The 25,127-nt window shown below is 71.2% G+C and carries 19 protein-coding genes; 9 read left to right on the top strand and 10 right to left on the bottom strand.

Translation table 11 applies throughout. The features are described from left to right. Positions 1-64: 64 nt before the first annotated feature. On the bottom strand, positions 65-646 hold the full coding sequence (locus H7A73_RS04355; RefSeq protein WP_027464700.1) for a TetR/AcrR family transcriptional regulator: 582 nt from the start codon (positions 644-646) through the stop codon (positions 65-67). A gap of 122 nt (positions 647-768) precedes the next feature. Between H7A73_RS04355 and H7A73_RS04350 the strand changes: the two genes are divergently transcribed. Then, a complete protein-coding gene (locus H7A73_RS04350; protein WP_182064834.1) occupies positions 769-1,608 on the top strand; it encodes an alpha/beta fold hydrolase in 840 nt (279 codons plus the stop codon). Positions 1,609-1,727: 119 nt separating this feature from the next. On the opposite strand, the gene H7A73_RS04345 is transcribed toward H7A73_RS04350, so the two are convergent. Together H7A73_RS04345 and valS are read right to left on the bottom strand one after the other, a co-directional pair. Continuing rightward, positions 1,728-1,979 carry a hypothetical protein gene (locus H7A73_RS04345; RefSeq protein ID WP_027464702.1) on the bottom strand — a complete coding sequence of 84 codons (252 nt, stop codon included), beginning with the start codon at positions 1,977-1,979 and terminating at the stop codon, positions 1,728-1,730. A 65-nt stretch (positions 1,980-2,044) separates the two neighbouring features. Then, the gene (valS, locus tag H7A73_RS04340; protein WP_259362701.1) at positions 2,045-4,639 is read right to left on the bottom strand and encodes a valine--tRNA ligase; all 2,595 of its coding nucleotides are present in this window, start codon (positions 4,637-4,639) and stop codon (positions 2,045-2,047) included. Between the two features lie 329 nt (positions 4,640-4,968). On the opposite strand from valS, the gene proP reads away from it, so the two are divergent. Continuing rightward, positions 4,969-6,504, top strand: a complete 1,536-nt coding sequence (gene proP, locus H7A73_RS04335; protein WP_182064888.1) for a glycine betaine/L-proline transporter ProP — start codon at positions 4,969-4,971, stop codon at positions 6,502-6,504. Between the two features lie 148 nt (positions 6,505-6,652). Here the strand turns inward: proP and H7A73_RS04330 are convergent, their stop codons facing one another. The 4 genes from H7A73_RS04330 to H7A73_RS04315 are packed head-to-tail and all read right to left on the bottom strand — an operon-like array spanning position 6,653 to position 11,824. Then, entirely contained in the window at positions 6,653-8,311 is a 1,659-nt protein-coding gene (locus H7A73_RS04330) for an ABC transporter ATP-binding protein (protein ID WP_182064833.1), read from the bottom strand. Continuing rightward, positions 8,308-9,207, bottom strand: a complete 900-nt coding sequence (locus H7A73_RS04325) for an ABC transporter permease (protein WP_182064832.1) — start codon at positions 9,205-9,207, stop codon at positions 8,308-8,310. The genes H7A73_RS04330 and H7A73_RS04325 overlap by 4 nt, the downstream gene beginning before the upstream one ends. Continuing rightward, entirely contained in the window at positions 9,204-10,199 is a 996-nt protein-coding gene (locus tag H7A73_RS04320; protein WP_182064831.1) for an ABC transporter permease, read from the bottom strand. Before H7A73_RS04320 ends, H7A73_RS04325 begins: the two co-directional genes overlap by 4 nt. A gap of 5 nt (positions 10,200-10,204) precedes the next feature. Further along, the gene (locus tag H7A73_RS04315; RefSeq protein WP_182064830.1) at positions 10,205-11,824 is read right to left on the bottom strand and encodes an ABC transporter substrate-binding protein; all 1,620 of its coding nucleotides are present in this window, start codon (positions 11,822-11,824) and stop codon (positions 10,205-10,207) included. Positions 11,825-11,856: 32 nt separating this feature from the next. On the opposite strand from H7A73_RS04315, the gene H7A73_RS04310 reads away from it, so the two are divergent. Next, positions 11,857-12,456 carry a TetR family transcriptional regulator gene (locus H7A73_RS04310; protein WP_182064829.1) on the top strand — a complete coding sequence of 200 codons (600 nt, stop codon included), beginning with the start codon at positions 11,857-11,859 and terminating at the stop codon, positions 12,454-12,456. A gap of 31 nt (positions 12,457-12,487) precedes the next feature. On the opposite strand, the gene H7A73_RS04305 is transcribed toward H7A73_RS04310, so the two are convergent. Continuing rightward, entirely contained in the window at positions 12,488-13,510 is a 1,023-nt protein-coding gene (locus H7A73_RS04305; protein WP_182064828.1) for a cation diffusion facilitator family transporter, read from the bottom strand. A gap of 243 nt (positions 13,511-13,753) precedes the next feature. Here H7A73_RS04305 and ileS point away from each other — a divergent pair, with 243 nt between their 5' ends. From ileS to H7A73_RS04280, 5 genes are read left to right on the top strand one after another with little or no spacing between them, the layout of a single operon-like run. Beyond that, positions 13,754-17,011: an isoleucine--tRNA ligase gene (ileS, locus tag H7A73_RS04300; RefSeq protein WP_182064827.1), complete on the top strand. Its 3,258-nt coding sequence runs from the start codon at positions 13,754-13,756 to the stop codon at positions 17,009-17,011. Then, entirely contained in the window at positions 17,008-18,501 is a 1,494-nt protein-coding gene (locus tag H7A73_RS04295; protein WP_182064826.1) for a bifunctional folylpolyglutamate synthase/dihydrofolate synthase, read from the top strand. The genes ileS and H7A73_RS04295 overlap by 4 nt, the downstream gene beginning before the upstream one ends. After that, positions 18,498-18,914, top strand: a complete 417-nt coding sequence (locus tag H7A73_RS04290) for a DUF4233 domain-containing protein (RefSeq protein WP_182064825.1) — start codon at positions 18,498-18,500, stop codon at positions 18,912-18,914. The genes H7A73_RS04295 and H7A73_RS04290 overlap by 4 nt, the downstream gene beginning before the upstream one ends. Positions 18,915-18,949: 35 nt before the next feature. After that, complete coding sequence (gene ndk / locus H7A73_RS04285) at positions 18,950-19,369, top strand: nucleoside-diphosphate kinase (protein ID WP_182064824.1); 420 nt, start codon at positions 18,950-18,952, stop codon at positions 19,367-19,369. A gap of 14 nt (positions 19,370-19,383) precedes the next feature. Next, complete coding sequence (locus tag H7A73_RS04280) at positions 19,384-20,232, top strand: DsbA family protein (RefSeq protein ID WP_182064823.1); 849 nt, start codon at positions 19,384-19,386, stop codon at positions 20,230-20,232. 77 nt (positions 20,233-20,309) lie between these two features. On the opposite strand, the gene H7A73_RS04275 is transcribed toward H7A73_RS04280, so the two are convergent. Together H7A73_RS04275 and H7A73_RS04270 are read right to left on the bottom strand one after the other, a co-directional pair. After that, entirely contained in the window at positions 20,310-21,173 is an 864-nt protein-coding gene (locus H7A73_RS04275; RefSeq protein WP_182064822.1) for a DsbA family protein, read from the bottom strand. Positions 21,174-21,204: 31 nt separating this feature from the next. Continuing rightward, positions 21,205-21,807, bottom strand: coding sequence for a vitamin K epoxide reductase family protein (locus H7A73_RS04270; RefSeq protein ID WP_259362699.1), 603 nt, complete (start codon positions 21,805-21,807; stop codon positions 21,205-21,207). Positions 21,808-22,154: 347 nt separating this feature from the next. Between H7A73_RS04270 and H7A73_RS04265 the strand changes: the two genes are divergently transcribed. After that, complete coding sequence (locus H7A73_RS04265) at positions 22,155-25,127, top strand: Rne/Rng family ribonuclease (RefSeq protein WP_182064821.1); 2,973 nt, start codon at positions 22,155-22,157, stop codon at positions 25,125-25,127.

Below are 25,127 nucleotides of genomic sequence, written 5' to 3'. Positions count from 1 at the left end.
AGCGAGCGGACTGGAGGCCCGTGGCGGCGCCGCCACGGGCCTCCAGTCCGTCGTCGGTCGCGTGTCAGCGCATCGCTGCGTCGATCAGGGTCACCGCAGCACGGCGCGCGTGCGCGGCAGGCGCCGTGGTGCCGGCGATGGCCGCGGTGGTCTGCGCGCCCTCGGCGAGCAGTGCGAGCTGCGCGGCGAGTTCCTCGGCGTGCTCGGGGTCGGCGACGACCTCGGCGGTGAGCCGCTGCACGAACTGCTGGAACGAGTCCTTGTGCTCGCGCGCGATCTCGGCGACCGCAGGCGAGGTCGCGCCGAGCTCGCCGAACGCGTTGATGAACCCGCAGCCGCGGAACGTGTCGTCGCCGAACCACGACTCGAGGAAGTCGTAGACCGCCAGGAGCTTGTCGCGCGGACTGGCCGCAGCCTCGACCGCGCCGTGCACACCCTGCTCCCACATGTCGTGGCGACCGGCGAGCACCGCGGCGATGAGCTGCTCCTTGCCCGGGAACGCCGCGTACAGCTTCTTGAGGGAGACCCCTGCGCCCGTGCGGATCTCGTCCATCCCGACCGACTGGATCCCGCGCGTGTAGAACAGCTGGTCCGCGACCTCGACGATGTGTGCTCGGACGTCCGGCTCGACGGTGCTGGTGGCCATGTGTGTACCCCGTTCCCTGAGTGTTCACCGTTCTCGAGTTGCGCTGGGAACGGGCGTTCTCTACTGTAGTCCACATCGGCGGAGAACGATCGTTCTCCGCGATACTCAGGGAAGGAACGATCATGGGTGCCATCACCGTCGGAACCGAGAACAGCGTCGACATCGAACTCCACTACGAGGACAAGGGCCAGGGGCAGCCGATCGTGCTGATCCACGGCTTCCCCCTCGACGGCAACTCGTGGGAGGGGCAGGTCCCGATGCTCCTCGAGGCCGGCTACCGCGTCATCACGTACGACCGCCGTGGCTTCGGCCAGTCCTCGCAGCCGTCCACCGGCTACGACTACGACACCTTCGCCGACGACCTGCACACGGTCCTCGAGACCCTCGACCTGCGCGACGTGATCCTCGTCGGCTTCTCGATGGGCACCGGCGAGATCGCCCGCTACATCGGCCGCCACGGTGAGGACCGGATCGCGAAGGTCGCGTTCCTGGCCTCGCTCGAGCCCTTCCTCGCCATCACCGACGACAACCCCGACGGCGCCGGCCCGATGTCGTTCTTCGAGGGCATCGCCGCCGACGTGGCGAAGGACCGCTACGCGTACTTCACGAACTTCTACCAGGACTTCTTCAACCTGTCGGAGAACCTCGGCAGCCGCATCTCCGAGGAGCGGGTCCGCAACGCCTGGAACGTCGCGGCCGGCTCCGGCTCGATCGCGTCCGCGGCCGCACCCCTGACCTGGCCGACCGACTTCCGCCAGGACATCCCGAAGGTCACCGTCCCCGCCCTGATCGTGCACGGCACGTCGGACAACATCCTGCCCATCGACGCCACCGGCCGACGTTTCACCCAGGCACTGCCCGCGGCGGAGTACGTCGAGATCGAGGGCGCCCCGCACGGCCTGCTCACCACGCACACCGCAGAGGTGAACGAGGTCCTGCGCACCTGGCTCGCCGAGTCCTGATCCCTCGGCGATCACGCGGACGTTCCCCGGCGGGAACGCCCGCATGGTGAGCAGGAATGGTCGGGTCCCCACCGGGGACCCGACCATTCCTGCACTCCAAGCGAACCGCGCAGCGCGCGCTAGTCCTCCTCGCCCGCGTCGTCGGGGTTCGTGACCTGGGCGTGGCCGAGTGCGTCGAGGTGGATCGAGGTGCCGTCGTCGAGCTCGACGATCGGCTTCCCCTCGAGGAACGTCAGGGTCCATCCCCACGTCGCCGTGTCGACGGACTCCGCCGCGAGCTCGTCCTCGACCCCGCGCACGGCGACGACCATCGTCTCGGGCAGTCGCGCAGGCGGTTCCCCACCCACGTTCCAGCGTGTGCCCAACTGCATCCGTGCCTCCGATCCGGTGGTTGACGGGCCGGGTCGCGGTCGCGACCCGGCCCGGGCAGGCGACGTTACGCCTGCTGCTCCGCGAGCTCGATCTCGGTGACGGCGAGCTCGTCGCCGTCGACGAACGACAGGTTCTCGATGCGGCCGACGGCCGCCAGGTCGACCGCCGCGCGCTCGATGAGCGCACGCGTCTCGGCGGGCGCCGCGACGACCGCACGCGTCACGGGCGTCTTCTGGGACGCCTTCGCCGCCGTCTTCGCACCGCGGATCCCGATCAGCGCCTGCCCGACGGCCGCGAGCAGCCCCGTGGGGGCCGCGTCGGTCGGCAGGTCGGTCGCGGTCGGCCAGGAGGCCCGGTGCACGCTGGTGTCGTGGGTCCAGGCCCAGACCTCTTCCGTCGCGTACGGGAGGAACGGTGCCAGCAGTCGGAGCAGCACGTCGATCGCGCCGCGCAGCGCCAGGACCGCGCTCGCCTGCGTCTCGTGCGTCGCGTCGGAAGCGGTGCCGTAGGCGCGCTCCTTCACGAGCTCGAGGTAGTCGTCGCAGAACGTCCAGAAGAAGCGCTCGGTGATCTCGAGGGCACGGGCGTGGTCGAAGCCGTCGAACGCCGCGGTGGCCTGCTCGACGACCGCGCCGAGCTCCGCGAGCATGTCGACGTCGAGGGCCTCGGTCACGCTCGTGGCGCCCTCGGGCAGCGGGAAGCCGTAGACGAACTTCGCCGCGTTGAGCACCTTGATCGCCAGTCGACGGCCGACCTTGATCTGCTTCGGGTTCTGCGGGTCGAACGCCGCGTCGGTGCCGAGCTTGGACGAGGCCGCCCAGTAGCGGACCGCGTCGGCGCCGTGCTGCTCGAGGATGGACAGCGGCGTGACGACGTTGCCCTTCGACTTCGACATCTTCTTGCGGTCGGGGTCGACGATGAAGCCGGAGATCGAGGCGTGCTTCCACGGCACCACGTCCGCCTCGAGCTGGCTGCGGAGCACGGTCGTGAACAGCCACGTGCGGATGATGTCCTGCGCCTGGGGGCGGACGTCGTACGGGTACACCAGGTCGTACAGCGCCGGGTCGGTCTCCCACTTGCCCGCGAGCTGCGGGGTCAGCGACGAGGTCGCCCAGGTGTCCATGACGTCGAGTTCGCCCTGGAACCCGCCGGGCACGCCGCGCTGGTCCTCGGTGAAGCCGGGGGCCGGCTCGGAGGCCGGGTCGACGGGCAGCTGCGCCTCGGTCGGCACGATCGGCTGGTCGAACACCGGGTTGCCGTCGGCGTCGAGCGGGTACCAGACGGGCAGCGGCACGCCGAAGAAGCGCTGGCGCGAGATGAGCCAGTCACCGGACAGGCCACCGACCCAGTTGTCGTAGCGGACGCGCATGAAGTCCGGGTGGAACGCGATCTCCTCGCCGCGCTGGCGGAGCGTGCTCTTCAGCTGCTCGTCGCGCGCACCGTTGACGATGTACCACTGGCGGGTCGACACGATCTCGAGGGGCTTGTCGCCCTTCTCGAAGAACTTCACCGGGTGCTGGATGGTCTTGACGTCACCGATCAGCTCGCCGGACTCGGTCAGCGCGTCGACGACGACCTTCTTGGCCGAGAACACGGTCTTGCCGGCCATCTCGGCGTAGAGCTCCTGGCCCGTCGCGGACTCGATCCAGGCGGGCTCCTCGGAACGCACGCGGCCGTCGAAGCCGATGATCGCGCGGTTCGGCAGCTGCAGCTCGCGCCACCACACGACGTCGGTGGTGTCACCGAAGGTGCAGACCATCGCGATGCCGGCGCCCTTGTCCTTCTGCGCCAGGTGGTGTGCGAGCACCGGGACCTCGACGTCGAACAGGGGGGAGCGGACCGTGGTGCCGAAGAGGTCCTGGAACCGCTCGTCGTCCGGGTGGGCCACCAGGGCGACACAGGCGGGCAGGAGTTCCGGGCGGGTGGTCTGGATGACGACGTCGTCGCCGCCGTCGGTGCGGTGGAAGGCGATGCCGTGGTACGCGCCGGGCATCTCCTTGTCCTCGAGCTCGGCCTGCGCGACCGCGGTGCGGAACGTGACGTCCCACAGGGTCGGGGCGTCGGCCTGGTAGGCCTCGCCGCGCTCCAGGTTGCGCAGGAACGCGCGCTGGGCGCTGGCCCGCGAGGTGTCGTCGATGGTGCGGTACGACTGGGTCCAGTCGACCGACAGGCCGAGCGTGCGGAAGAGCTCCTCGAACTGCTGTTCGTCCTGCACGGTCAGGCGCTCGCACAGCTCGATGAAGTTGCGGCGGGACACCGGCAGCTGGTCGGCGGCCTTCGAGGACTTGCCGTCGCCGCCCTCGAACGGCGGCGTGAACTCGGGGTCGTACGGCAGGGTCGGGTCGCAGCGGACGCCGTAGTAGTTCTGCACGCGGCGCTCGGTGGGCAGGCCGTTGTCGTCCCAGCCCATCGGGTAGAAGACGTGCTTGCCGCGCATGCGCTCGAACCGGGCCTTGAGGTCGGTGTGCGTGTAGGAGAACACGTGGCCGATGTGCAGCGAGCCGGAGGCGGTGGGCGGCGGGGTGTCGATCGACCAGACGGCGTCGCGGTGACCGGCGGCGTCGCGGTCGAAGCGGTAGGTGCCGTCCTGCTCCCAGACGGGCCCCCAGACCTGCTCCAGTCCGTCGACGCTCGGCTTCTCGGGCATGGGTTTGGTCATGGTGCGCCTTCCGTCCGTGTGTGCGGCACCGAGTCCGTGATGAGGTGCCTGAGTGTTGCGCGCCTGACGCGCGGTGCCCCAATCGTAGCGGCCGCGTACACGTCGGGAGCCTGGCCACGGGGCGTCCGCGGCTGCCGGCCGGGTGCCGATTACCACACCGACCTGTCGGACACGCCAAGAGCCTGCTAGTCTGTCGGAGTTTGTCCGGCGAACGCAGGGTTCGCAGGAGCTGCAACGTCGCCGTCCGCCGGACGCCCGAAGGAAGCACCGCACCCCGGAGGAACGACTTGGCACCGAACGACGCACCCCATCCGCACGGCGATCGGCCGTTGCGCACGAAGGGCGCTGCGAAGCGCGCTCGTCGCGATCTCACGAAGGACGACGTCACCGTCGTCGAGGAGTCGCTGCTCAAGCGTGCCGTCGCGGCTGCCGCGCTCGGCAACGCCATGGAGTGGTTCGACTTCGGCATCTTCGCGTACCTGACCGTCACCATCTCGCAGGTGTTCCTGCCGCAGGGCGACCCGGCCGCGAACATCGTCGCCACGTTCGGCTTCTTCGCCGCCGCGTTCATCGTGCGTCCGATCGGCGGAGCCGTGTTCGGGCCGATCGGCGACAAGATCGGCCGACAGAAGGTCCTCGCGCTGACGATGATCCTGATGGCCGCGGGCACGCTCATGATCGGCCTGATCCCGTCGTACGACACGATCGGCTTCTGGGCACCGGTCCTGCTGCTGGTCGCCCGCTTCGTGCAGGGCTTCTCGACCGGTGGTGAGTACGGCGGCGCCGCGACCTTCATCGCCGAGTACTCGCCCGACAAGCGCCGTGGCTTCATGGGCTCGTGGCTCGAGTTCGGCACCCTCGCAGGGTACGTGCTCGGCGCCTCGATCGTCACCGGCCTGCAGTTCGGCCTGTCCGAGGACGCCCTGCTCAGCTGGGGCTGGCGCATCCCGTTCATCATCGCGGGCCCTCTCGGCCTGATCGGCCTCTACCTGCGGCTGAAGCTCGAGGAGACCCCGGCGTTCCAGAAGCAGCAGGAGCAGGCAGCCGAGCGCGAGGGCCAGAAGACCCCGTTCCTCAAGCTCTTCGCCGAGAACTGGCGCTCGCTCATCATCTGCATCGGCCTGGTGCTGGTCTTCAACGTCACCGACTACATGCTGCTGTCGTACATGCCGACCTACCTCGAGCAGAACCTCGGCCAGAACGCCACGTTCGGCCTGATCCTCATCGTCATCGTGATGCTGCTCATGATGGTCGTCATCACCTTCGGCGGCCGACTGTCCGACAAGTTCGGGCGCCGCCCGGTGCTCGCCGCCGGCTGCATCGGTTTCATCCTGCTGTCCTGGCCGGCCCTCAAGCTGGTCCAGACCGGCACCGGGGTCGGCGTCTTCGCCGGCCTGCTGATCCTCGGCGTCGTGCTGGTCACGTTCACCTCGACCATGCCGTCGACGCTCCCCGCGCTGTTCCCGACGATCATCCGCTACGGTGCCCTGGCGATCGCGTTCAACGTGTCGGTGTCGCTCTTCGGCGGGACCACCCCGCTCGCGACCTCGGCGCTCATCAACGCCGCGAAGGACGCCGGGTACGGCTGGGCCGAGGACATCCCCGCGTTCTACCTGATGCTCGCAGCCGTGATCGGTCTGGTCGCGGTGTACTTCACCAAGGAGACCGCCGCCAGCCCGCTCATGGGGTCCGGCCCGACGGTCGGCTCCGAGGACGAGGTCGCGGGCGTCATCGAGGACTACAACGACCCGACGTCGGAGCTCGCGCAGTCCGACTGGGCGAAGGAGTTCTCGACGAGCGAGATCCCGATCATCTCGGCCGACGCAGCGTCGGGCGGCGAGAAGAAGGAACCCGCCGGCTCGTGACCACGGGGCCGCCCCGCGGCAACCCGGCCAGGAGGCCCGGTGCACGTCCGTCGCGGACGCGCGCCGGGCCTCCTGGCCGTTCCGGGGCCGTCGGTGACGTCACGCGCGCAGCGACAGTCCACGGGCACGCGTGAGCGTGGACTGTCGCTCAGCCCACGAGGTCGGCGGCGGGGCCCGCCGCCAGCCGCTCCGCGGCGTGCAGCAGCCGCGCCGTCACCGGGTGCGCCGGGCGCGCGAAGACCTGGGCGGCCGGGCCCTGCTCGACGACCGCGCCGCGGTGCACCACGAGGACGTCGTCCGCCATCCGCCGGACCGCTCGCAGGTCGTGCGACACGAACACCATCGCCACCCCGGTCTCGTCGCGGAGCCGTTCGAGCAGCCGCAGCACGGCGTCCTGCACCGTCGCGTCGAGGGCGGTCACCGGCTCGTCGAGCACGATCACCTCGGGCTCGGTCGCCAGCGCGCGGGCGATCGCGAGCCGCTGCCGTTGCCCGCCGGACAGGGTGCGGGGGGAGCGGGACCGCAGCGCGGGGTCGAGGTCGACCTGCCGTAGTGCCGCGTCGACCCGTTCGCCGAGCGCACCGCGCGCCCGCCGTTCCTCCCCGCGTGAGAACGCGTCGGCGAGGACCCGCTCCACGTTCCACCGTTCATCGAACGTCGCCTCGGGGTCCTGCACGACGGCCGCGACCCGGTGCCGTCGGGGGCGTCGCTCGCGCTCGAGCAGCGGGACCCAGGGTTCGTCGTCGAGCGTGACCGTGCCGGCGTCGGGTGTCTCGAGCCCGAGGAGCATCCGTGCGAGCGTCGTCTTGCCCGATCCCGAGGCACCGATCACCCCGAGCACCCGGCCGCGCTCGAGCGCGAACGACACGTCGTCGACCGCGAGCACCCCGTCGTAGCCGCGCGAGAGCCCCTGCGCCGCGAGCACCTCCCTCGCACCGTGCGAGGTCGGCTCCGAACCGTGCGAGGTTCCGGATGCCGTGCGAGCCTCGACGCCTCGCACGGCATCCGGAACCTCGCACCGAACCACAGCGGGCGCCGCGGCAGCACCGGCCGCGCGCACCAGCGCCCGGGTCGCGGGGTGCTCGGGCGCCGCGAAGACCTCGGCGACCGCACCCTGCTCGACGATCCGGCCCTCGTGCACGACGGCGACCCGGTCGGCCCACCCTGCGACGAGCCCCAGGTCGTGCGTGATGACGAGCAGCCCGGCGCCCCGCCTCTGCGCCGCTCGCAGCTGTTCCATCACGGTGACCGCGACCCCGGCGTCGAGCGCCGTCGTCGGTTCGTCGGCGACGAGCAGCACGGGGGACCCGACGGTGGCCGCGGCGATGAGGGCCCGCTGTCGCATCCCGCCCGACAGGGTCCCGGCGAGCCGGCCGTCGTTCGCGATGTCCGGGTCGAGGCCCACCGCGGCCAGGGCATCGCGCACGGCGTCCACGCGCTCGGCCGCACGCATCTCGGTGTGCAGGCGGAGGCTGTCGGCGACCTCGCGCCCGACGGGGCGCAGCGGGTCCAACGCGCCCAGGGCCTCCTGGCCGACGTAGCCGACCCGCGAGCCCCGCAGCCGTCGCCACCGCCGGTCCGTGTACCCACCGACGTCGACGCCGTCGACCGAGAACACGTCGGCGTGCACGGCGGCGCCGGGCGCGGACAGGCCGAGCACGGCGCGGGCGGTGACGGTCTTGCCGGAGCCGGACGCCCCCACCAGGGCGACGCACTCGCCGGCGTCGACGCGCAGGTCGACACCGTGCACGATCGGGGTGCCGCCGATGGTGACGGTGAACCCGCGGACGTCGAGGACGCCGCTCACCGCGCGGCCCCGGTCCGTCGGATCGCTCGGCCGAGCACGGTGACGGCGGTCGCGAGCACAACGATCGCGAGCCCGGGGAAGGTGCTCATCCACGGTGCGGTCTGCAGGTAGGTGCGGCCGTCGGCGAGCATCGCGCCCCACTCCGGTGCGGGCGGGGGCGTGCCGACGCCGAGGTAGCTCAGCGCCGAGGCCCACACGACCGCCTGCCCGACCCCGAGCGTGGCGACGGCGACGACGGGCCAGAGCGCCGTCGGCAGCACGTGCCGGACCACGGTGCGGACGGGTGAGCGGCCGAGCAGCACCGCCGTCTCGACCACCTGCGAGCTCCGGGCGGCCCGGACCAGGCCGCGCACGATCCGGGCGTACCCGGGAGCGGTCGCGAACCCGACCGCGAGCACCGCCGGCACCGGACCCGGGCCGGTCACGGCGATGACGACCAGGGCGACGAGCAGCAGCGGCAGGGCGAACGCGACCTCGGTGACGCGGCCGATGACGGCGTCGAGCAGGCGTCCGAGCCGCCCGGCCCCGGCTCCGAGCCCGGCGACGACGCCGAGCAGGACGCCCACGCCGCCGCCGATCAGGGTCGCGGCGACGCCGACGACGAGCGATGCGCGGGTGCCCGCGACCACCCGTGCCAGGACGTCGCGGCCGGACTCGTCGGTGCCGAACGGGTGCGCGCCGCTCGGTGCGGCCAGGGCATTCGCGGGGTGCACCGCGAGCGGGTCACCGCCGCCGAGCAGGGCGGGCCAGGCCGCCGCCACGACGGCGACCAGGACGACCACCCCCGCGGCGATGCCGCCGGCGCCGAGCGTCCCCCCACGGACGCGCTCGGTGCCGGCGGCGGTCTGGTGGCCGGGTGCTCCGGTCTGGAGGCCCGGGTCGGCGATCCCGCTCACCGCGCGCCCGCCGGACGGCTGGTTCCACGGCGTCGCGCACCGCCAGGGCGGGAGGTCGCGTTCCGGGCGGTGCCGCGCGGGTCGACGACCCGCTCGACGAGGTCGGCCACGGCCAGCACGACGACGTACGCGGCCGCCGACACCATCGCGATGCCGGCGACGAGTGGCATGTCCCGTTGGGTGACGGCGGTCACCAGGGCGCGGCCGATGCCGGGCAGGGCGAACACGGACTCGACGACCACGGCCCCGGAGACGAGCGACCCGAAGGCCCACGCGGACAGCGCGATCCCGGGCAGGGCGGCGTGCCGGAGCAGGTGCCGTCCGAACAGTCCGAGGCGGGTCTCGCCCCGGCCCCGGGCGGCGAGGGCGAAGGCGGAGCGCTGCGCGTCGACCACGCCGTCGCGCACGGTCTCGGCCAGGTACCCGGCGACCGGCACGGCCACGGTCAGCACCGGCAGCACCCAGCCGCGCGCGGTGCCGTCACTGACCGCCGGCACCCACCCCAGGGACGTGGCGAACACGACGATGAGCACGCTGCCGAGCCAGAAGTGCGGCATCACGCTCGCGGTGACGCTCAGTGCGCCGGTGAGCCCGGCGGCGATCCGGCCGCGCTGCGTCGAGGCCCACGCGGCGATGATCGCCAGCACCCAGGCGACGACGAGGCCGGCGACTGCGAGCGTCAGGGTGACGGGAAGCTGCTGGGCGAGGAGCGTCGCGACCGGGGTGCGGAACGCGTACGAGTCGCCGAGCTGCCCGGTCGCCAGGCGTCCGAGGAACACCGCGTACTGCACCAGGACGGGCTGGTCGAGGCCGTACTCGTGCCGCACCTGGGCGACGGCCTCGGCCGAGGCCTGCGACCCCGGTCCGCCGAGGATCGCGAGCGCCGGGTCACCGGGGATGAGCCGGATCGCGACGAAGACGATCGTCGCGACGGCCCAGAGCACGCCGATGCCCCCGGCGAGCCGCCGGAGGGCCCACCAGACCCACCGCATCCGGGTCAGCGGTCGATCCAGGCGGTGCCGAACCAGGGCGTCGAGACCGGGGTCGTCCGGATGCCGTGCACGGCTGAGCGCACCAGGAAGTGGTTCTGCTGGTCGTACAGGGGGAGCACGGTGTCGCTCGCCAGGATCGCTTTCTGCGCCTGCTCGTACAGGTCGGCGCGCTCGTCGGCGTCCGAGGTGCGGGCGGCCTGCTCGAGCAGCCGGTCGACGGCGGGGTCGTCGAGCTGGGCCAGGTTCGCGAAGTAGCCGGACGGTGCCGGTTCGATGCTCGCGCTGTCGTACAGGATGCGCAGGACGTCGGGGCCCACCTTCGTGTACGGGGCGCTCACGACGTCGTACTCGTTCGCGGCCAGTGCGGCGTACCAGCTGGAGAGGTCGAGTTCGTCGAGCACCACCTTGAACCCGACGGCCTTCTCGGACGCCTGGATCTGCTGGAACAGGCTGCGCTCGGCCGGCACCGACTGGTTCGTCGAGACGGGGAAGGTCACGGTGAGCTGCTTGCCGTCCTTCTCGCGGATGCCGTCGGACCCGACCTTCCACCCGGCGTCGTCCAGGAGCTGCTTCGCCTTGGTGGGGGAGTAGGTGAACCGGCTCTTCTCGGAGTACGCGAGCGGCTCGGCGCTCGACAGCACCGAGTACGAGCGCTCCGCGGTACCCAGGAAGAGCGACTGCAGGCCGGGGTCGATCTCGGCACCGGCGATGAAGGCCTGGCGCACCGCCTCGTCGCGGAACACCCCGTGGCCGGAGTTCAGCTCGAGCCGGTTCGAGGCGCCGGGGCGCGGCGCGTCGAGGTCGCGGATCGCGCCCTTCGCCGACGCGGCCTCGAGCTGGTCGGGCTGGGCGTTGTCGATCACGTCGACCTGGCCGGACTGCAGCGCGGCGTAGCGCGAGGTCGAGTCCGGCAGGAACCGCCACGTGATGCCGGACAGGCGCGGCTTCGTCTTCCCCCAGTACCCGGTGTTCTTCGTCAGCGTGACGCGGTCGCCGTGCTTCCAGCCGGTGACCTCGAAGGGGCCTGTGCCGACGGGGGACTCGCAGTTCGTCGCCTGCTCGCGCTCGAGCGCCTTCGGGGACTCCATGCCCACCCAGGGCTGCGAGAAGGACTCGAGCAGCGCGCTGTCCGGCCGGCTCAGTGTCAGCGTGACGGTGTGCTCGTCGGTGGCGGTCGCCTTCGTGATGGACTGCAGCGCCAGGTAGCCGGTGCTCGAAGCGGTGGCCGGGTCCTGCACGTGCTCGATGTTCGCCACGACCGCGGCTGCGTCGAACGGGGTGCCGTCGGTGAAGGAGACGTCGTCACGCAGGGTGAACGTCAGGGTCTTCCCGTCGTCGCTCGTGGTCCACTTCGTCGCGAGTTCCGGCGTGGGCTTGCCGTCCTCGAGGCCGACGAGCTCCTCGATGTACTGCGTCGCCAGGAGCGCCTGCGGGAAGTTGCCGCCGACGTGCGGGTCGAGGCAGGTCGGTTCGGCGTCGCCGGAGGCGTAGGTGAGCGTGCCGCCCGCGACCGGGGTGCTGCTCCCGGTGCTCGTGCCCGGTCCGCTGCAGGCCGCCAGGACGAGCAGGACCGCCGAGGCACCCGCGGCTGCGGCGAGGGTTTTCTGTACTGAGTCCAAGATCATGGCGGAACGAGTCTAGCGGTTAACTGGGACCCATGGACGAACCGATCCGCCGCGGTGGCAGACCCCGACGCTCGAGCGCCGAGGTGCTCGCGGACGCCGCCGCCGAGCTCTTCCTCGAGCAGGGGTACGGACGCACCACGGTCGACCAGATCGCTGCCCGCGCCGGGGTCAGCCGCGCGACGTTCTTCAACTACTTCCCGGCGAAGGCCGACGTGATGTGGCTCGAACTCGACGCCGCCGTCGCCGGGCTGCCCGGGTACCTCGCCGCGTCGACCGAGCCGAGCGCAGTCCGGGCGGTCGAGCAGGCGCTCCTCGCCGCCGCTCGTGCGCACGACCCCGAGCGGGTGCCGTGGGCCGTCGCGCAGGCCGAGGTGATGGGCATCGGACCCGAGCTGGTGGCCGGTGTCGCCGTCCGGGTGACGGCACAGCACGAGGCCGTCGCCGCCTTCGTCGCGGGTCGCACGGGGGACCAGCCGCGCGCGCTCTGGCCGCAGACGGTGTCCGGCGCGATGCTCGGGGCCGCCGCCGCGGCGTTCGGGGTGTGGGTCACCGACGGCGTCGGCCGGCGTGCGCTCGTCGAGTACGTCGCAGCGGCGCTCGCCCCGGTGGTCGCGGGCCTCGACGCCCGCTGACGCTCACGCGGTGCGCGGGATCCCCGCACGCTCACTCCGTGCGCAGGGTTCCCGCACCGCCGGACGCCACGTCCTCCACGGTGCCGTCCCGCACGACCTCGGGCACGTCGCCGTCGGTCGGCACCAGCGACTCGTCGCCCGGGTAGCTCAGGGTGAGGACGGCCTCCTCGATGTACGGGCTGTCCTCGAGCGACTTCTCCACGTCACGCAACCGCACCGCCACGTGCTCCTCGGTCTCGTTGCCGGTCAGGTCGACGGCAGCGACCAGGTACACCCGCGACGGCCCCACGAACTCCAGGTGCAGGTAGGTGACCCGCTCGACCTGCGACCGGCCGAGCAGCTCGACGAGCACCGCGTTCTCGAGCTCGGGGGACGTGCTCTCGCCGAGCAGGAACCGGCGGTTGCGGTCGATCAGGACGATCGCGACGACCCCGAGCAGCACGCCGATCGCGATGGAGCCGAGCGCGTCGAACACCGCCAGCCCGGTGACCTGGTGCAGGAACACCCCGAGGAACGCCACGACCAGGCCGATCAGCGCCGCCGCGTCCTCGGCGAACACCGCACGGAGCGTCGGGTTCGACGACTGCAGCACGTGCCGCAGCACCGGGACCTTGCGCTTCGTCGCGGCACCGTGTGCCTGCCGGTAGGCCTGCAGGAAGCTCGTGCCCTCGAGCAGGAACGCGACCCCGAGCACGACGTAGTTGAGCACGACGTCCTCGGCCGGCCCGGTGTCCCCGAACTCCGAGATGCCGTGGGAGATCGACACGATGGCGCCGGCCGTGAACAGGCCGAACGCGGCGAACATCGACCAGATGTAGGTCTCGCGCCCGTACCCGAGCGGGTGCGCGGTGTCCCGCTCCTTGCCGCCCCGTCGTTCGGCGACGAGCAGGAACACCTCGTTTCCGGTGTCCGCCCAGGAGTGCGCCGCCTCGGCCACCATCGAGGCGGACCCCGAGACGAGCGAGGCGATCGTCTTCGCGATCGCGACGAGCAGGTTCGCCCCGAACGCGATCAGGACGGTGACGAGTGACTCGGGGCGTTCTTCTGCGGGCATCACTCAAGCATGCTCCCGTCCGGTAAAGTCGTGTTCCAAGAGCATCGATCCGGCCATCACCGGGGAGCTTCCGGAAGAACGCGGAGCGCACCAGCGCCTCCGTCAGTAGAACCGGGCGGGTTCGGGACCGTCACCACCCCGACACAGAGTGGTCGCACAGCGCACGTTGGGCGGCAAACGAGGTGGTACCGCGGAACCTGCTTTCGTCCTCGTGGAGATCGAGCGAACCCACAAGGAGTCCCGGTGCCGTACCCGTTGAACGCCGATGCCGATGGCGTCGTCCCCTCGCCGAGCTTCCCCGCCGTCGAGCGGGGCATCCTCGCCTTCTGGAAGCGCGACGACACGTTCCAGGCGTCGATCGACGCGCGGCAGGGCTGCCCGGAGTGGACCTTCTACGACGGTCCGCCCTTCGCCAACGGCCTGCCGCACTACGGGCACCTGCTGACCGGGTACGCCAAGGACGTCTTCCCGCGCTACCAGACCATGCGCGGCAAGCAGGTGCACCGCCGCTTCGGCTGGGACACCCACGGCCTGCCCGCCGAGCTCGAGGCGATGCGCCAGCTCGGCATCACCGAGAAGCACGAGATCGACGCCATGGGCATCGACGTCTTCAACGCCGCTGCGAAGCAGTCCGTGCTGCAGTACACCGACGAGTGGCAGGAGTACGTCACCCGTCAGGCGCGCTGGGTCGACTTCGAGGACGACTACAAGACCCTCGACGTCACCTTCATGGAGAGCGTGCTCTGGGCGTGGAAGCAGCTCTGGGACAAGGGCCTGGCGTACGAGGGCTTCCGGGTCCTGCCGTACTGCTGGAACGACCAGACGCCGCTGTCCAACCACGAGCTCCGCATGGACGACGACGTCTACAAGATGCGCCAGGACCAGTCGGTCACCGTCTCGTTCCCGCTGCACGGCGACCGCGCTTCCGCGCTCGACCTGACCGGTGTGCGTGCGCTCGCCTGGACGACGACTCCCTGGACCCTCCCGACGAACGCCGCCCTCGCGGTCGGCCCGGACATCGCGTACGCGGTCGTCCCGGCAGGGCCTGGAGGCGCGGCCGACGGTGGCGAAGCGGGTTCCGCCTCGTACCTCCTCGCGTCCGACACCGTGGCCGCGCACGCGAAGGAGCTCGGCTACGCCTCGGGTGACGAGGCGCTCGCCGCCGTCGCGCGCACGCTCACGGGCGCCGAGCTCGACGGCGTCGAGTACGAGCGCCTGTTCGACTTCCTGGCCGACCAGGAAGGCTACGAGAACGCGTGGCGCGTCCTGGTCGCCGAGTACGTCGAGACCGGTGAGGGCACCGGCGTCGTGCACCAGGCTCCGGCCTACGGTGCCGACGACCAGGAGGTCTGCGCCGCAGCCGGCATCCCCGTCGTGCTGTCCCTCGACGAGGGTGGCGTCTTCACGTCGCAGTTCGGCGAGGTCGCCGGCATGCTCTGGTCGGACGCGAACAAGCCGCTGACCAAGGCTGTCCGCGACGCCGGGCGGCTGCTCCGCCAGGCGTCCTACGAGCACAGCTACCCGCACTGCTGGCGGTGCCGGAAGCCCCTCATCTACAAGGCCGTGTCGTCGTGGTTCGTCCGGGTCACCGAGCTCCGCGACCGCATGGGCCAGCTCAACCAGGACATCAACTGGGTGCCGGACAACGTCAAGGACGGCCAGTTCGGCAAGTGGGTCGGCAACGCCATCGACTGGTCGGTCTCGCGCAACCGCTACTTCGGCACGCCGATCCCGGTGTGGCAGTCCGACGACCCCGAGTACCCGCGCACCGACGTGTACGGCTCGCTCGCCGACATCGAGCGCGACTTCGGTCGCCTGCCGGTGAACGCCGAGGGCGAAGTGGACCTGCACCGGCCGTTCATCGACGACCTGACGCGGCCGAACCCCGACGATCCCACGGGCGGGTCGACGATGCGCCGGATCACCGACGTGTTCGACGTGTGGTTCGACTCCGGCTCGATGCCGTACGCCCAGGTGCACTACCCGTTCGAGAACGCTGCGTGGTTCGAGTCGCACAGCCCGGCCGACTTCATCGTCGAGTACATCGGGCAGACACGCGGCTGGTTCTACGTCATGCACGTGCTCTCCACCGCGCTGTTCGACCGGCCGGCGTTCCAGAACGTCATCAGCCACGGCATCGTCCTCGGCTCGGACGGCCAGAAGATGTCGAAGTCGCTCCGGAACTACCCGGACGTCTCCGAGGTCTTCGACCGCGACGGTGCCGACGCCATGCGCTGGTTCCTGATGTCGTCGTCGGTGATCCGCGGCGGCAACCTCGTCGTCACCGAAGAGGGCATCCGCCAGGGCGTCCGCGAGTTCATGCTGCCACTGTGGTCGACGTACTACTTCTTCACCCTGTACGCGAACGCCTCGGGTCCCGACGGGTACCGGGCCCAGCGCCGGACCGACTCGACCGACGTGCTCGACCGGTACCTGCTCGCGAAGACCCGGGTCCTCGTCACCGACGTCCGGACGCACCTCGACGCGCTCGACACCCCGCTCGCGGCCCAGGCCGTCCGCGACTTCGCCGACGTGCTCACGAACTGGTACGTCCGCCGCTCGCGTGACAAGTTCTGGACCGGGGCCGACGCGGACGCCGGAGCCGAGACCCGTGCGGCGTTCGACACGCTGTACACCGTGCTCGAGACCCTGACCCGGGTCGCCGCACCGCTCGCGCCGCTCGTCACCGAGGAGATCTGGAAGGGCCTGACCGGCGGGCGCAGCGTCCACCTGACGGACTTCCCGGACCCCGACGAGTTCCCCGCCGACGACGCTCTCGTCGACGCGATGGACCGCGTGCGCGACGTCGCCTCGAAGGGGCTGGCGCTCCGCAAGGCCACCGGCAAGCGCGTCCGCCTGCCCCTCGCCACGCTGACCCTGGTGGTACCGGACCCGGCCGCGGTCGAACCGTTCGCCGACATCCTGCGCGACGAGCTCAACGTCAAGCGCGTGGTGCTCGAGGCCCAGGCCGAGGAATCGCTGGCGCAGTACGGCATCGAGCGGAAGCTCACCGTGAACGCCCGCGTCGCCGGCCCCCGCATCGGCAAGCAGGTGCAGCAGGTGATCCCGGCCGCCAAGAAGGGCGACTGGACCGCGACCGAGTCCGGCGTGACCGTCGGTGGCGTCGACCTGATCGAGGGCGAGTACTCGCTCGACCTCACCGTGGCCGACGCCTCGGTGGCCGTGGCGTTCCTCGACGAGGGCGGTTTCGTGGTGCTCGACACCGTGACGACGCCCGAGCTCGAGGCCGAGGGGCTCGCCCGTGACGTCGTCCGCGCCGTCCAGCAGGCGCGCCGCGACGCCGACCTCGACGTCAGCGACCGCATCGCCCTGACCCTCCGGGTGGACGACACGGCCGACGGTGCGGTCCGCGCGCACCAGGAGCTCATCGCCGGGGAGACCCTGGCGACGAGCGTCGAGATCGTGCCCCTCGGGGCGGACGACGCCACCACCGACGTCGGTGACGGTGCGAAGGTATCCGTGGAGGTAGCACGCGCATGAGTGACGACGGCCAGTACGACGACCACGAGGCGAACGAGGAGTTCGTCGGACACGACGAGTTCGATGGACGCGACGAGGACGGCATCCGGATCCCGGTCGGCCCCTCCGGCGACGCTCCGACCGACGCCGTGCCCTACGGCGGCGACGACGACGAGGTCCGCCGCGTCGAGGCCGCCCTGTACGCCCGCATCGGCGAACAGGCCCCGGAGCGCCGACTGACCGCCACCCGCCGTGCCGTCGAGCTGCTCGGCGACCCGCACCTGGCGTACCCGGTGATCCACATCACGGGGACGAACGGCAAGACGTCGACCGCGCGCACCATCGAGAGCATCGTCCGGGCCCACGGGCTGCGCACCGGCCTGATGACGAGCCCGCACCTGGTGTCGATCCGGGAGCGCATCGTGGTCGACGGCCAGCCGATCGCGGCGGACCGGTTCGTCGAGAACTGGGACGACATCGCACCGGTGCTCGAGATCACCGACCGTGAGCTCGCCGACAAGGGCGAACTGCCGCTGACCTTCTTCGAGGCGCTCACCGTGCTGGCTCTGGCGTGCTTCGCCGAGGCGCCGGTGGACGTCGCCGTGATCGAGGTCGGCATGGGCGGCGAGTGGGACTCCACCAACGTCGTGCAGAGCCAGGTGTCGGTGTTCACGCCGATCGCCATCGACCACGCGAAGCAGCTCGGTGCCACGGTGGCCGAGATCGCCCGCACCAAGTCGGGCATCGTCAAGCCGTCGTCCGCCGTGGTGTCGAGCCGCCAGGTCCCCGAGGCCCTCGCCGAACTCGAGCGTGCCGCCGAGCTCACCGAGTCCACCCTGGCCGTCGAGGGCACGGGCTTCAGCGTCGTCGACGTCACCCCGGCCGTGGGTGGACAGCTCGTCACCGTGCAGGGCATCGCCGGCCGCTACGACGACCTGTTCCTGCCGCTGTTCGGCCGGCACCAGGCCGACAACGCCGCCGTGGCGATCGCGGCGGTCGAGTCGTTCCTCGGTCGCGGGGCCCAGGCCCTCGACGAGGACGTCCTGTCCGAGGGCATCGCCGGCACGACCAGCCCCGGTCGCCTGCAGCCCATCGCGACCGACCCGACCGTCGTCGTCGACGCCGCGCACAACCCGCACGGGGCGAAGGCCCTGGCCGAGGCGCTGCCGGTCGCGTTCCCGTCCGAGCACGTCGTCGGCGTCGTCGGGATCCTCGGTGACAAGGACGCACGAGGGTTCGTCCGCGCGCTCAAGGACACCGTCGCCACGTTCGTCGTGACGCAGCCGCCGGGGGAGCGTGCGCTCGACGCGGACGAGTTCGCCCGGGTCGTCGTCGACGAGGTCGGCGAGGACCGCGTCGTCGTCGAGCCCTCCTTGGCGTCCGCACTGCAGGAAGCGCGCAGCCTGGCCGACGAGGCGGACGCCGAGGACGCCCTCGTGCTCGTCGCGGGCTCCATCGTGATGGTGGGCGCGGTCATGGACCTCGTGCACCGCGAAGGCGAGGCGAAGTGACGGACGCAGGGGGAGCCTCCCGGCCGGGCCGCGCACCGCGCACCCGCAAGCCGCGCCGCGAACGCGGGGCGCAGGAGAGCCTGCTGTCGATCACGCTGGTGCTCGAGTCGATCATGTTCTTCTTCCCCATGCTCGTCGTCTTCGGCAAGGGCACGCTGCCGCCCGCCGCGGCCTTCGGCGGCGGCATCGGCGCGATCATCGTCCTCGCAGCTGCCTCACGTCTGACGGGCAACCGAGCCGGTGTATGGTTCGGGTGGCTGCTGCAGGCGGCCATCCTCGCCACCGGGTTCATCGAACCGTTCATGTTCGCGGTCGCCGTGGTGTTCCTGGCGCTGTGGGTCTTCTGCTTCGTCAAGGGCGGTCAACTGGACCGTCAGAACGCCGCGCGCCGAGCGGCCATGGGCGAGGACTGACCACCACATTCGACCCCGAACACAGGGAGTACTGCGTGTCCGACTTCGAAGAGACCCTCGTCCTCGTCAAGCCCGACGGCGTCGCCCGCCAGCTGACCGGTGAGATCCTCCGCCGGATCGAGGCGAAGGGCTACGAGCTCGTCGACCTGAAGATGCTCACCGCGCCGCGCGACCTGCTCGACGCGCACTACGACGAGCACCAGGGCAAGCCGTTCTTCGAGCCGCTCGTCGAGTTCATGCAGTCCGGTCCCGTCGTCGCCGTGCGCGTCGCGGGCAACGGTGCGATCGCGGGCTTCCGCTCGCTCGCCGGCACCACCGACCCGACCTCGGCCGCACCCGGCACCATCCGTGGTGACCTCGGCCGCGACTGGGGCCTCAAGGTGCAGCAGAACCTGGTCCACGGTTCGGACAGCCCCGAGTCGGCCGCGCGCGAGCTCGCGCTCTGGTTCGCCTGAGCGACGGGGACGACGTGACGAACAACGACCGACCCACCAAGAACGAGCGTCGTCAGCACGCCCGAGAGGTCGCACGGCAGCGCGCCGACGCCGAGAAGCGTCGCAAGCGCCGCAACAAGTGGTTCCTGCAGGGCGGCATCGGCCTGGGCATCGTGGCGATCGCCGCGATCATCGCGATCGTCGTGGTGAACGTGAACAACGCGCCCGTGGTGTCCGCAGCGGGGCCGAAGAACATGGCCACCGGTGCGATCCAGTTCACCGGCCAGGACGGCGAGGTCACCCCGGTGACGACGCCGGCCGTCTCCGCGACGGGCTCGGCCTCGCCGGTCCCGACGGCGAACAGCGACGGCGCCGTGACGGTCACCGAGTACGTCGACTGGGCCTGCCCGGTCTGCAAGCAGTTCGAGGCGGCCTACTCCGACCAGATCCTCGACAAGGTGAAGTCGGGCGACGCGACCCTGGCGATCCAGCCGGTGTCGATCCTCGACCGCAGCTACGCGGGCTCCCGCTACGCCAGCCGTGCCGCGAACGCCGCCATGTGCGTGGCGAACTACGCACCGGACAAGTTCCTCGACGTGCAGACGCAGTTCTTCGAGAACCAGCCGGCCGAGGGCACGAAGGGCCTGACCAACTCCGAGATCGCGAAGCTCGTCAAGGCAGGTGGCGCGACCGGTTCGGACCTGTCCGAGTGCCTGTCCACCGAGCAGTTCAAGGGCTGGGTGACGAAGTCCACGCAGGCCGTCACCACGAACGAGGCGCTCGCGGGCGCGCAGGGCTTCGGCACGCCGACGATCGTCGTCGACGGCAAGCGCCTGGACGACCTGAGCACCGTCATCACCGCGATCGACGCCGCGGCGAAGTAGCACTCCCCGAACGACCGACGACCGACGGCCCTCGCTCCCATCCGGGAGCGGGGGCCGTTCGTCCTGAGCGGAGAAGGCTAGAACGCCCGGCTGTGCTCCCGGACGAACGCCGCGAACGCGTCGACGTCGGCGAGGGACGCAGCGCCGTCCGCGTTGTACTGCTCGCCGTCGACGATGATCGTCGGCGTGCTCGTGATCCCGTCGAGCGACGAGTTCGGCACCGGGTCGTTCATCGCCCGGTTCGTGGCGTCGGCGACCCACCCGGCGAAGTCCTGCCCGGTGATGCACGGTGGCACGGCCGGGTCCGTCGCTCCGGCTTCGCGCGCCAGGGACGCCAGCTCGTCGTTCGTGAGTCCGCGCGTGCTCTCCGACGGCTGGTGTTCGTAGAGCGAGGTGTTGAACGCCAGGAACGCATCCGGGTCGTGGTCCGCGACGCACGCGGCAGCCGCGGCGGAGCGGGTCGAGTACCGCGATCCGAGCGACACGCGGTCGAGCAGCCCGAGCGGGTGCAGCTCGAGGGTCGCGGTGCCGTCCTCGACCCACTGCCGGATCCGAGGCATCTGGGCCGTCTCGAACTGGTTGCAGTACGGGCACATGTAGTCCGCGTAGATCGTGATCGCGGTCTTCGAGCTGTCCTGCTCGGTGGGCGTCGGCGTCCCGCCGTCGGGCACCGCCCTCGTCTCGACGGGCACGATCCTGCCGTGCACCCCGGTGAGCAGGACGCCGTCGCTCGCCGCGTTCCGCGGACCCGGCCCGGCGGGCTGCACGGAGTTCGCGATCACCAGGACGACCACCGCGACCACCGCGAGGCCGCCGACGATGATCCCGCTGATGCCGAGTGTGCGACGGCGGCGTCGGCGCGACTGCTCCGCCGCCCGTGCCGCTCGCGCGCGTTCCCGCGCGGCCAGCCGGCGCGCGCTGCTGCTCTCGATCTCGCTCATCGATCCCGAGCGTAGGGGCAGCGGGCGCGGCTCAGAAGCTGGTGAGGACCGCGGGGAACTTGATGATGATCGTGACGATGATGACCAGGTAGTTCGCCAGCGCGAACGCCCAGCTGAAGGGCAGGAGCGACCGCCCGACGCGCTGCGCCCCGGCGCCGAAGCGACCCTGCGCCATGTTCCAGATCGTGAACACCCAGAACATCGGGATGGTCATCGACCACACGAGCATGCACCACGGGCACAGGGCGCCGATGACGAAGACGGTCTGCGTGAACAGCCAGGTCACGAACACCCACGCCAGGAAGACACCGGTGTTGAACGTGATCCAGAACCAGCGCGAACCGTTCCGGAACCCGGCGAGCAGCAGCACCGCGACGGCGATCGGGGCGACGAACCCCATGACGCCGAGCAGCGGGTTCGGGAAGCCGAACAGGTGCCCCTGCCAGCTGGCCATCACGTCGGAGCAGTTGATGAACGGGTTCACGTCACAGCTGAGGACGGCCTTCGGGTTCTCGTACTTCGTGAACTCGTCGAGGACGAGCCGGAACGAGCCGAACAGGCCGACGATCCCGGTGACGAGCAGGAAGACCGCCATCGCGATCGGACGACGGGGGGCAGGTGCGGACGCGGTCACGCGGTCATCATCGCATGCGGGTTCCGGTGCTTTCCGGGTGCGGCATGCGATAATGCCTGGAGGTCGTGCGGCCAACCGCACACCGAAGAGAGCTTTCCGAGTGACGCCCCACCGGGCCGAACCCGGACGATCCGGTGCGGTGAGAGCGCACTGTGGTCGGGCAGCGTCACTCCGACGCCGAGCCGGACCGGGCCGGGTGCCCGGACCGGAACGGGCGCGGACGCAACGAGAAGTTGACGCGGACCGATCACGAGACAGCGAGCGCGGGGGCGTCGACGCCGCCCGCCACGACACAGAATTCCCGCCACCCGAAGGGGTGCGAGTGGGGCCGAGGAGTGCACCAGTCCATGGTGGAGCAGAACAACGACAACACGACCAACGACGAGAACGCGCCGAAGCGCCGGAGCCGCCTGTTCGGCGGTCGCCGCGCCCGGTCGTCCGGCCAGGAGGCCCGTGGGAGCGCCGAGCAGGCACCCCACGCCGACGAGACCCTCGCGCTGACGGGCGGCGCTGACGCCCGTCCCGCGGCCAGCGTCGCGTCGGCCGGTTCGCCGGACTCTCCCGGATCGCCGGACTCGCCGGACTCGCCCGACTCCCCGGCCTCGCCGGCGTCGCCCGTCGAGCCGACCGACACAGGGGCGGTCTCCGTCGCGGTCGAAGCCGTCGCCGACAGCGGTGCCGAGCCGCACGACGTGAGCACGCTGACCGGTGACCTGCCGGTCGTGACGGGCGACCGGTCGGGCAGCGCGACCGACGGGGCGGACGCGGGCCGCGCCTCCCGTCCGGCCGACGCCGCACCGACGGCCGAGGCGAGCGACGACGCCGCGCCCGCCGACGAGCCGTTCGTGCCGAAGGCCACGAGCACGCTCAGCCTGATCTTCCACGCGCCGGTGCTGCCGGAGCTGCCGCAGCGCGCGCCCCGGTTCGACCGCGACCGTGATCGTGACGAGGACGACCGCTACGACCGCGAGGACCGTTTCGATCGCGATCGCGACGACCGCGACGACCAGGGCGGCTCACGCCGTCGCTCGCGTCGCCGTGGTTCGAGCGCCGACCGCGAGGCCCGCGAGCCGCGCGACCACCAGGAGCCGCGCCGCCGCGAGCCGGAGCTCATCACCGAGCCGCAGCGCATCAAGGGCTCGACCCGGCTCGAGGCGAAGAAGCAGCGCCGTCGTGACGGCCGCGACGCCGGACGCCGCCGCCAGGTCGTCAGCGAGGACGAGTTCCTCGCCCGCCGCGAGAGCGTCGACCGCCAGATGATCGTCCGCTCCAGCTCGTCGACGATCGAGATCGGCGTGCTCGAGGACGGCATCCTCGCCGAGCACTACATCACCAAGTCCGAGAACGTGTCGCTCATCGGCAACGTCTACCTCGGCAAGGTGCAGAACGTCCTGCCCTCGATGGAGGCCGCGTTCGTCGACATCGGTCGTGGCCGGAACGCCGTGCTCTACGCCGGTGAGGTCGACTGGAACTCCGTCGAGACCGGCAACCACGGTCGCCGCATCGAAGCAGCGCTCAAGCCGGGCGACAAGGTCCTCGTGCAGGTCACGAAGGACCCGGTCGGCCACAAGGGCGCCCGCCTCACCAGCCAGATCTCCCTGCCGGGTCGCTACCTGGTCTACGTGCCGAACGGCTCGATGAACGGGATCTCGCGCAAGCTGCCGGACACCGAGCGTGCCCGACTGAAGAAGATCCTGAAGGAGGTCCTGCCGGAGCACGCGGGCGTCATCGTGCGCACGGCTGCCGAGGGCGCGACCGAGGAGCAGCTCACCCGCGACGTGCAGCGCCTGACCAGCCAGTGGGAGGCCATCCAGAAGAAGGTCGCCGGTGGTCACGCCCCGGTGATGCTGCACTCCGAGCCCGACCTGCTCATCAAGATCGTCCGCGACGTCTTCAACGAGGACTTCACGAAGCTGATCATCGACGGCGAGGCCGCCGGCGGCACCATCGACGAGTACCTGTCGGCCGTCGCCCCGGACCTCAAGGACCGCGTCGTCCGGTACGAGGGCCCCGACTCCTTCGAGGAGTTCCGCCTCAACGAGCAGATCGACAAGGCGCTCGACCGCAAGGTCTGGCTGCCCTCCGGTGGTTCGCTCGTCATCGACCGGACCGAGGCCATGACGGTCGTCGACGTCAACACGGGCAAGTTCGTCGGCTCCGGCGGCAACCTCGAGGAGACCGTCACGAAGAACAACCTCGAGGCCGCCGAGGAGATCGTCCGGCAGCTCCGCCTGCGGGACATCGGCGGCATCATCGTCGTCGACTTCATCGACATGGTGCTCGAGGAGAACCGCGACCTCGTGCTCCGCCGTCTGGTGGAGTGCCTGAGCCGTGACCGCACGAAGCACCAGGTCGCCGAGATCACCTCGCTCGGCCTCGTGCAGATGACCCGCAAGAAGATCGGTGTCGGTCTGCGCGAGTCCCTCGACGAGGTCAACGCCAAGATCAACGACAACAACGCCGACCCGGGCCCGAGCAAGGGTCGTCGCAAGGGCCGTGGCGGGAACGGCAACGAGAACGGCCGGTCCGGCGGCAACGGCAACGGCAACGGCAACGGCAACGGCAACTCGGGGTCGTCGGGGTCGTCGAACGGCGCGACCAGCCAGGCGCACCAGATCACCGACGACGTGAAGAACGCGCTGTCGCGGATCGCCGCCTCGACCCTGTCGCACGACGAGCAGGAGGCGGCAGCCGCCGCGACGACCGCGACGGAGGCCACGGCACCTGCGTCGGCCGACGCGTCGACCGGAACGGACGGCACGGGTGGCGAGCAGCCGACCGGTTCGAAGCGCCGTCGCCGTGGCCGTGGTGGCCGCGGGGCTGACCAGCAGAGCGGCGACCAGCAGGCCGCTGCCGACGCCCGAACCACCGATGCGGCGCAGGCACCTGCCGCCGAGCAGCCCGATGCGCCGGAGTCGCCGGTCACCGCCGAGCCCGCCGTGACCGTCGAGGCCGAGGTGCGCGCGCCGGAGGGTGCTGCTCCGGCCGTCACCGAGCCCACGGCCGCACCGAAGGCGAAGGCCCCGGCCCGCCGTCGCGTGAGCTCGAGCGCCACCGTGACGCCGACCGACAACACCGTGGCGATCCTGGACATCCCGATCGCCGCGGCGCCCCAGCGCGAGCCCCGCGCGGTCGCCCCGGACGCCGAGTCCCTGCTCGACTCGGTGCTCCAGGCGCTCCCGGAGCCGAAGCAGCCCGGACAGGGGCGCTCGCGCTCCCGCCGGGTCTCGTCGCCGAGCATCAGCGCTCCCGCCACGCCGACGGAGGAGTCGACCGACGCCGCCGACGGCTCTGACGGCGCAGTGATCCTGGGGAACTGA

It is taken from the genome of Curtobacterium sp. ME12 (assembly GCF_903970855.1).
Classification (GTDB): Bacteria; Actinomycetota; Actinomycetes; order Actinomycetales; family Microbacteriaceae; genus Curtobacterium; species Curtobacterium poinsettiae_A.
Note: the sequence above shows the minus strand (reverse complement) of the source record. Positions and strands in the feature narration are given on the sequence as shown.

Coding starts and splice junctions, on each gene's coding strand:
- H7A73_RS04355 (WP_027464700.1), bottom strand. CDS start 646: ATGGCCACCAGCACCGTCGAGCCGGACGTCCGAGCACACATCGTCGAG.
- H7A73_RS04350 (WP_182064834.1), top strand. CDS start 769: ATGGGTGCCATCACCGTCGGAACCGAGAACAGCGTCGACATCGAACTC.
- H7A73_RS04345 (WP_027464702.1), bottom strand. CDS start 1,979: ATGCAGTTGGGCACACGCTGGAACGTGGGTGGGGAACCGCCTGCGCGA.
- valS (WP_259362701.1), bottom strand. CDS start 4,639: ATGACCAAACCCATGCCCGAGAAGCCGAGCGTCGACGGACTGGAGCAG.
- H7A73_RS04320 (WP_182064831.1), bottom strand. CDS start 10,199: ATGCGGTGGGTCTGGTGGGCCCTCCGGCGGCTCGCCGGGGGCATCGGC.
- H7A73_RS04315 (WP_182064830.1), bottom strand. CDS start 11,824: ATGATCTTGGACTCAGTACAGAAAACCCTCGCCGCAGCCGCGGGTGCC.
- H7A73_RS04310 (WP_182064829.1), top strand. CDS start 11,857: ATGGACGAACCGATCCGCCGCGGTGGCAGACCCCGACGCTCGAGCGCC.
- H7A73_RS04305 (WP_182064828.1), bottom strand. CDS start 13,510: ATGCCCGCAGAAGAACGCCCCGAGTCACTCGTCACCGTCCTGATCGCG.
- H7A73_RS04295 (WP_182064826.1), top strand. CDS start 17,008: ATGAGTGACGACGGCCAGTACGACGACCACGAGGCGAACGAGGAGTTC.
- H7A73_RS04275 (WP_182064822.1), bottom strand. CDS start 21,173: ATGAGCGAGATCGAGAGCAGCAGCGCGCGCCGGCTGGCCGCGCGGGAA.
- H7A73_RS04265 (WP_182064821.1), top strand. CDS start 22,155: ATGGTGGAGCAGAACAACGACAACACGACCAACGACGAGAACGCGCCG.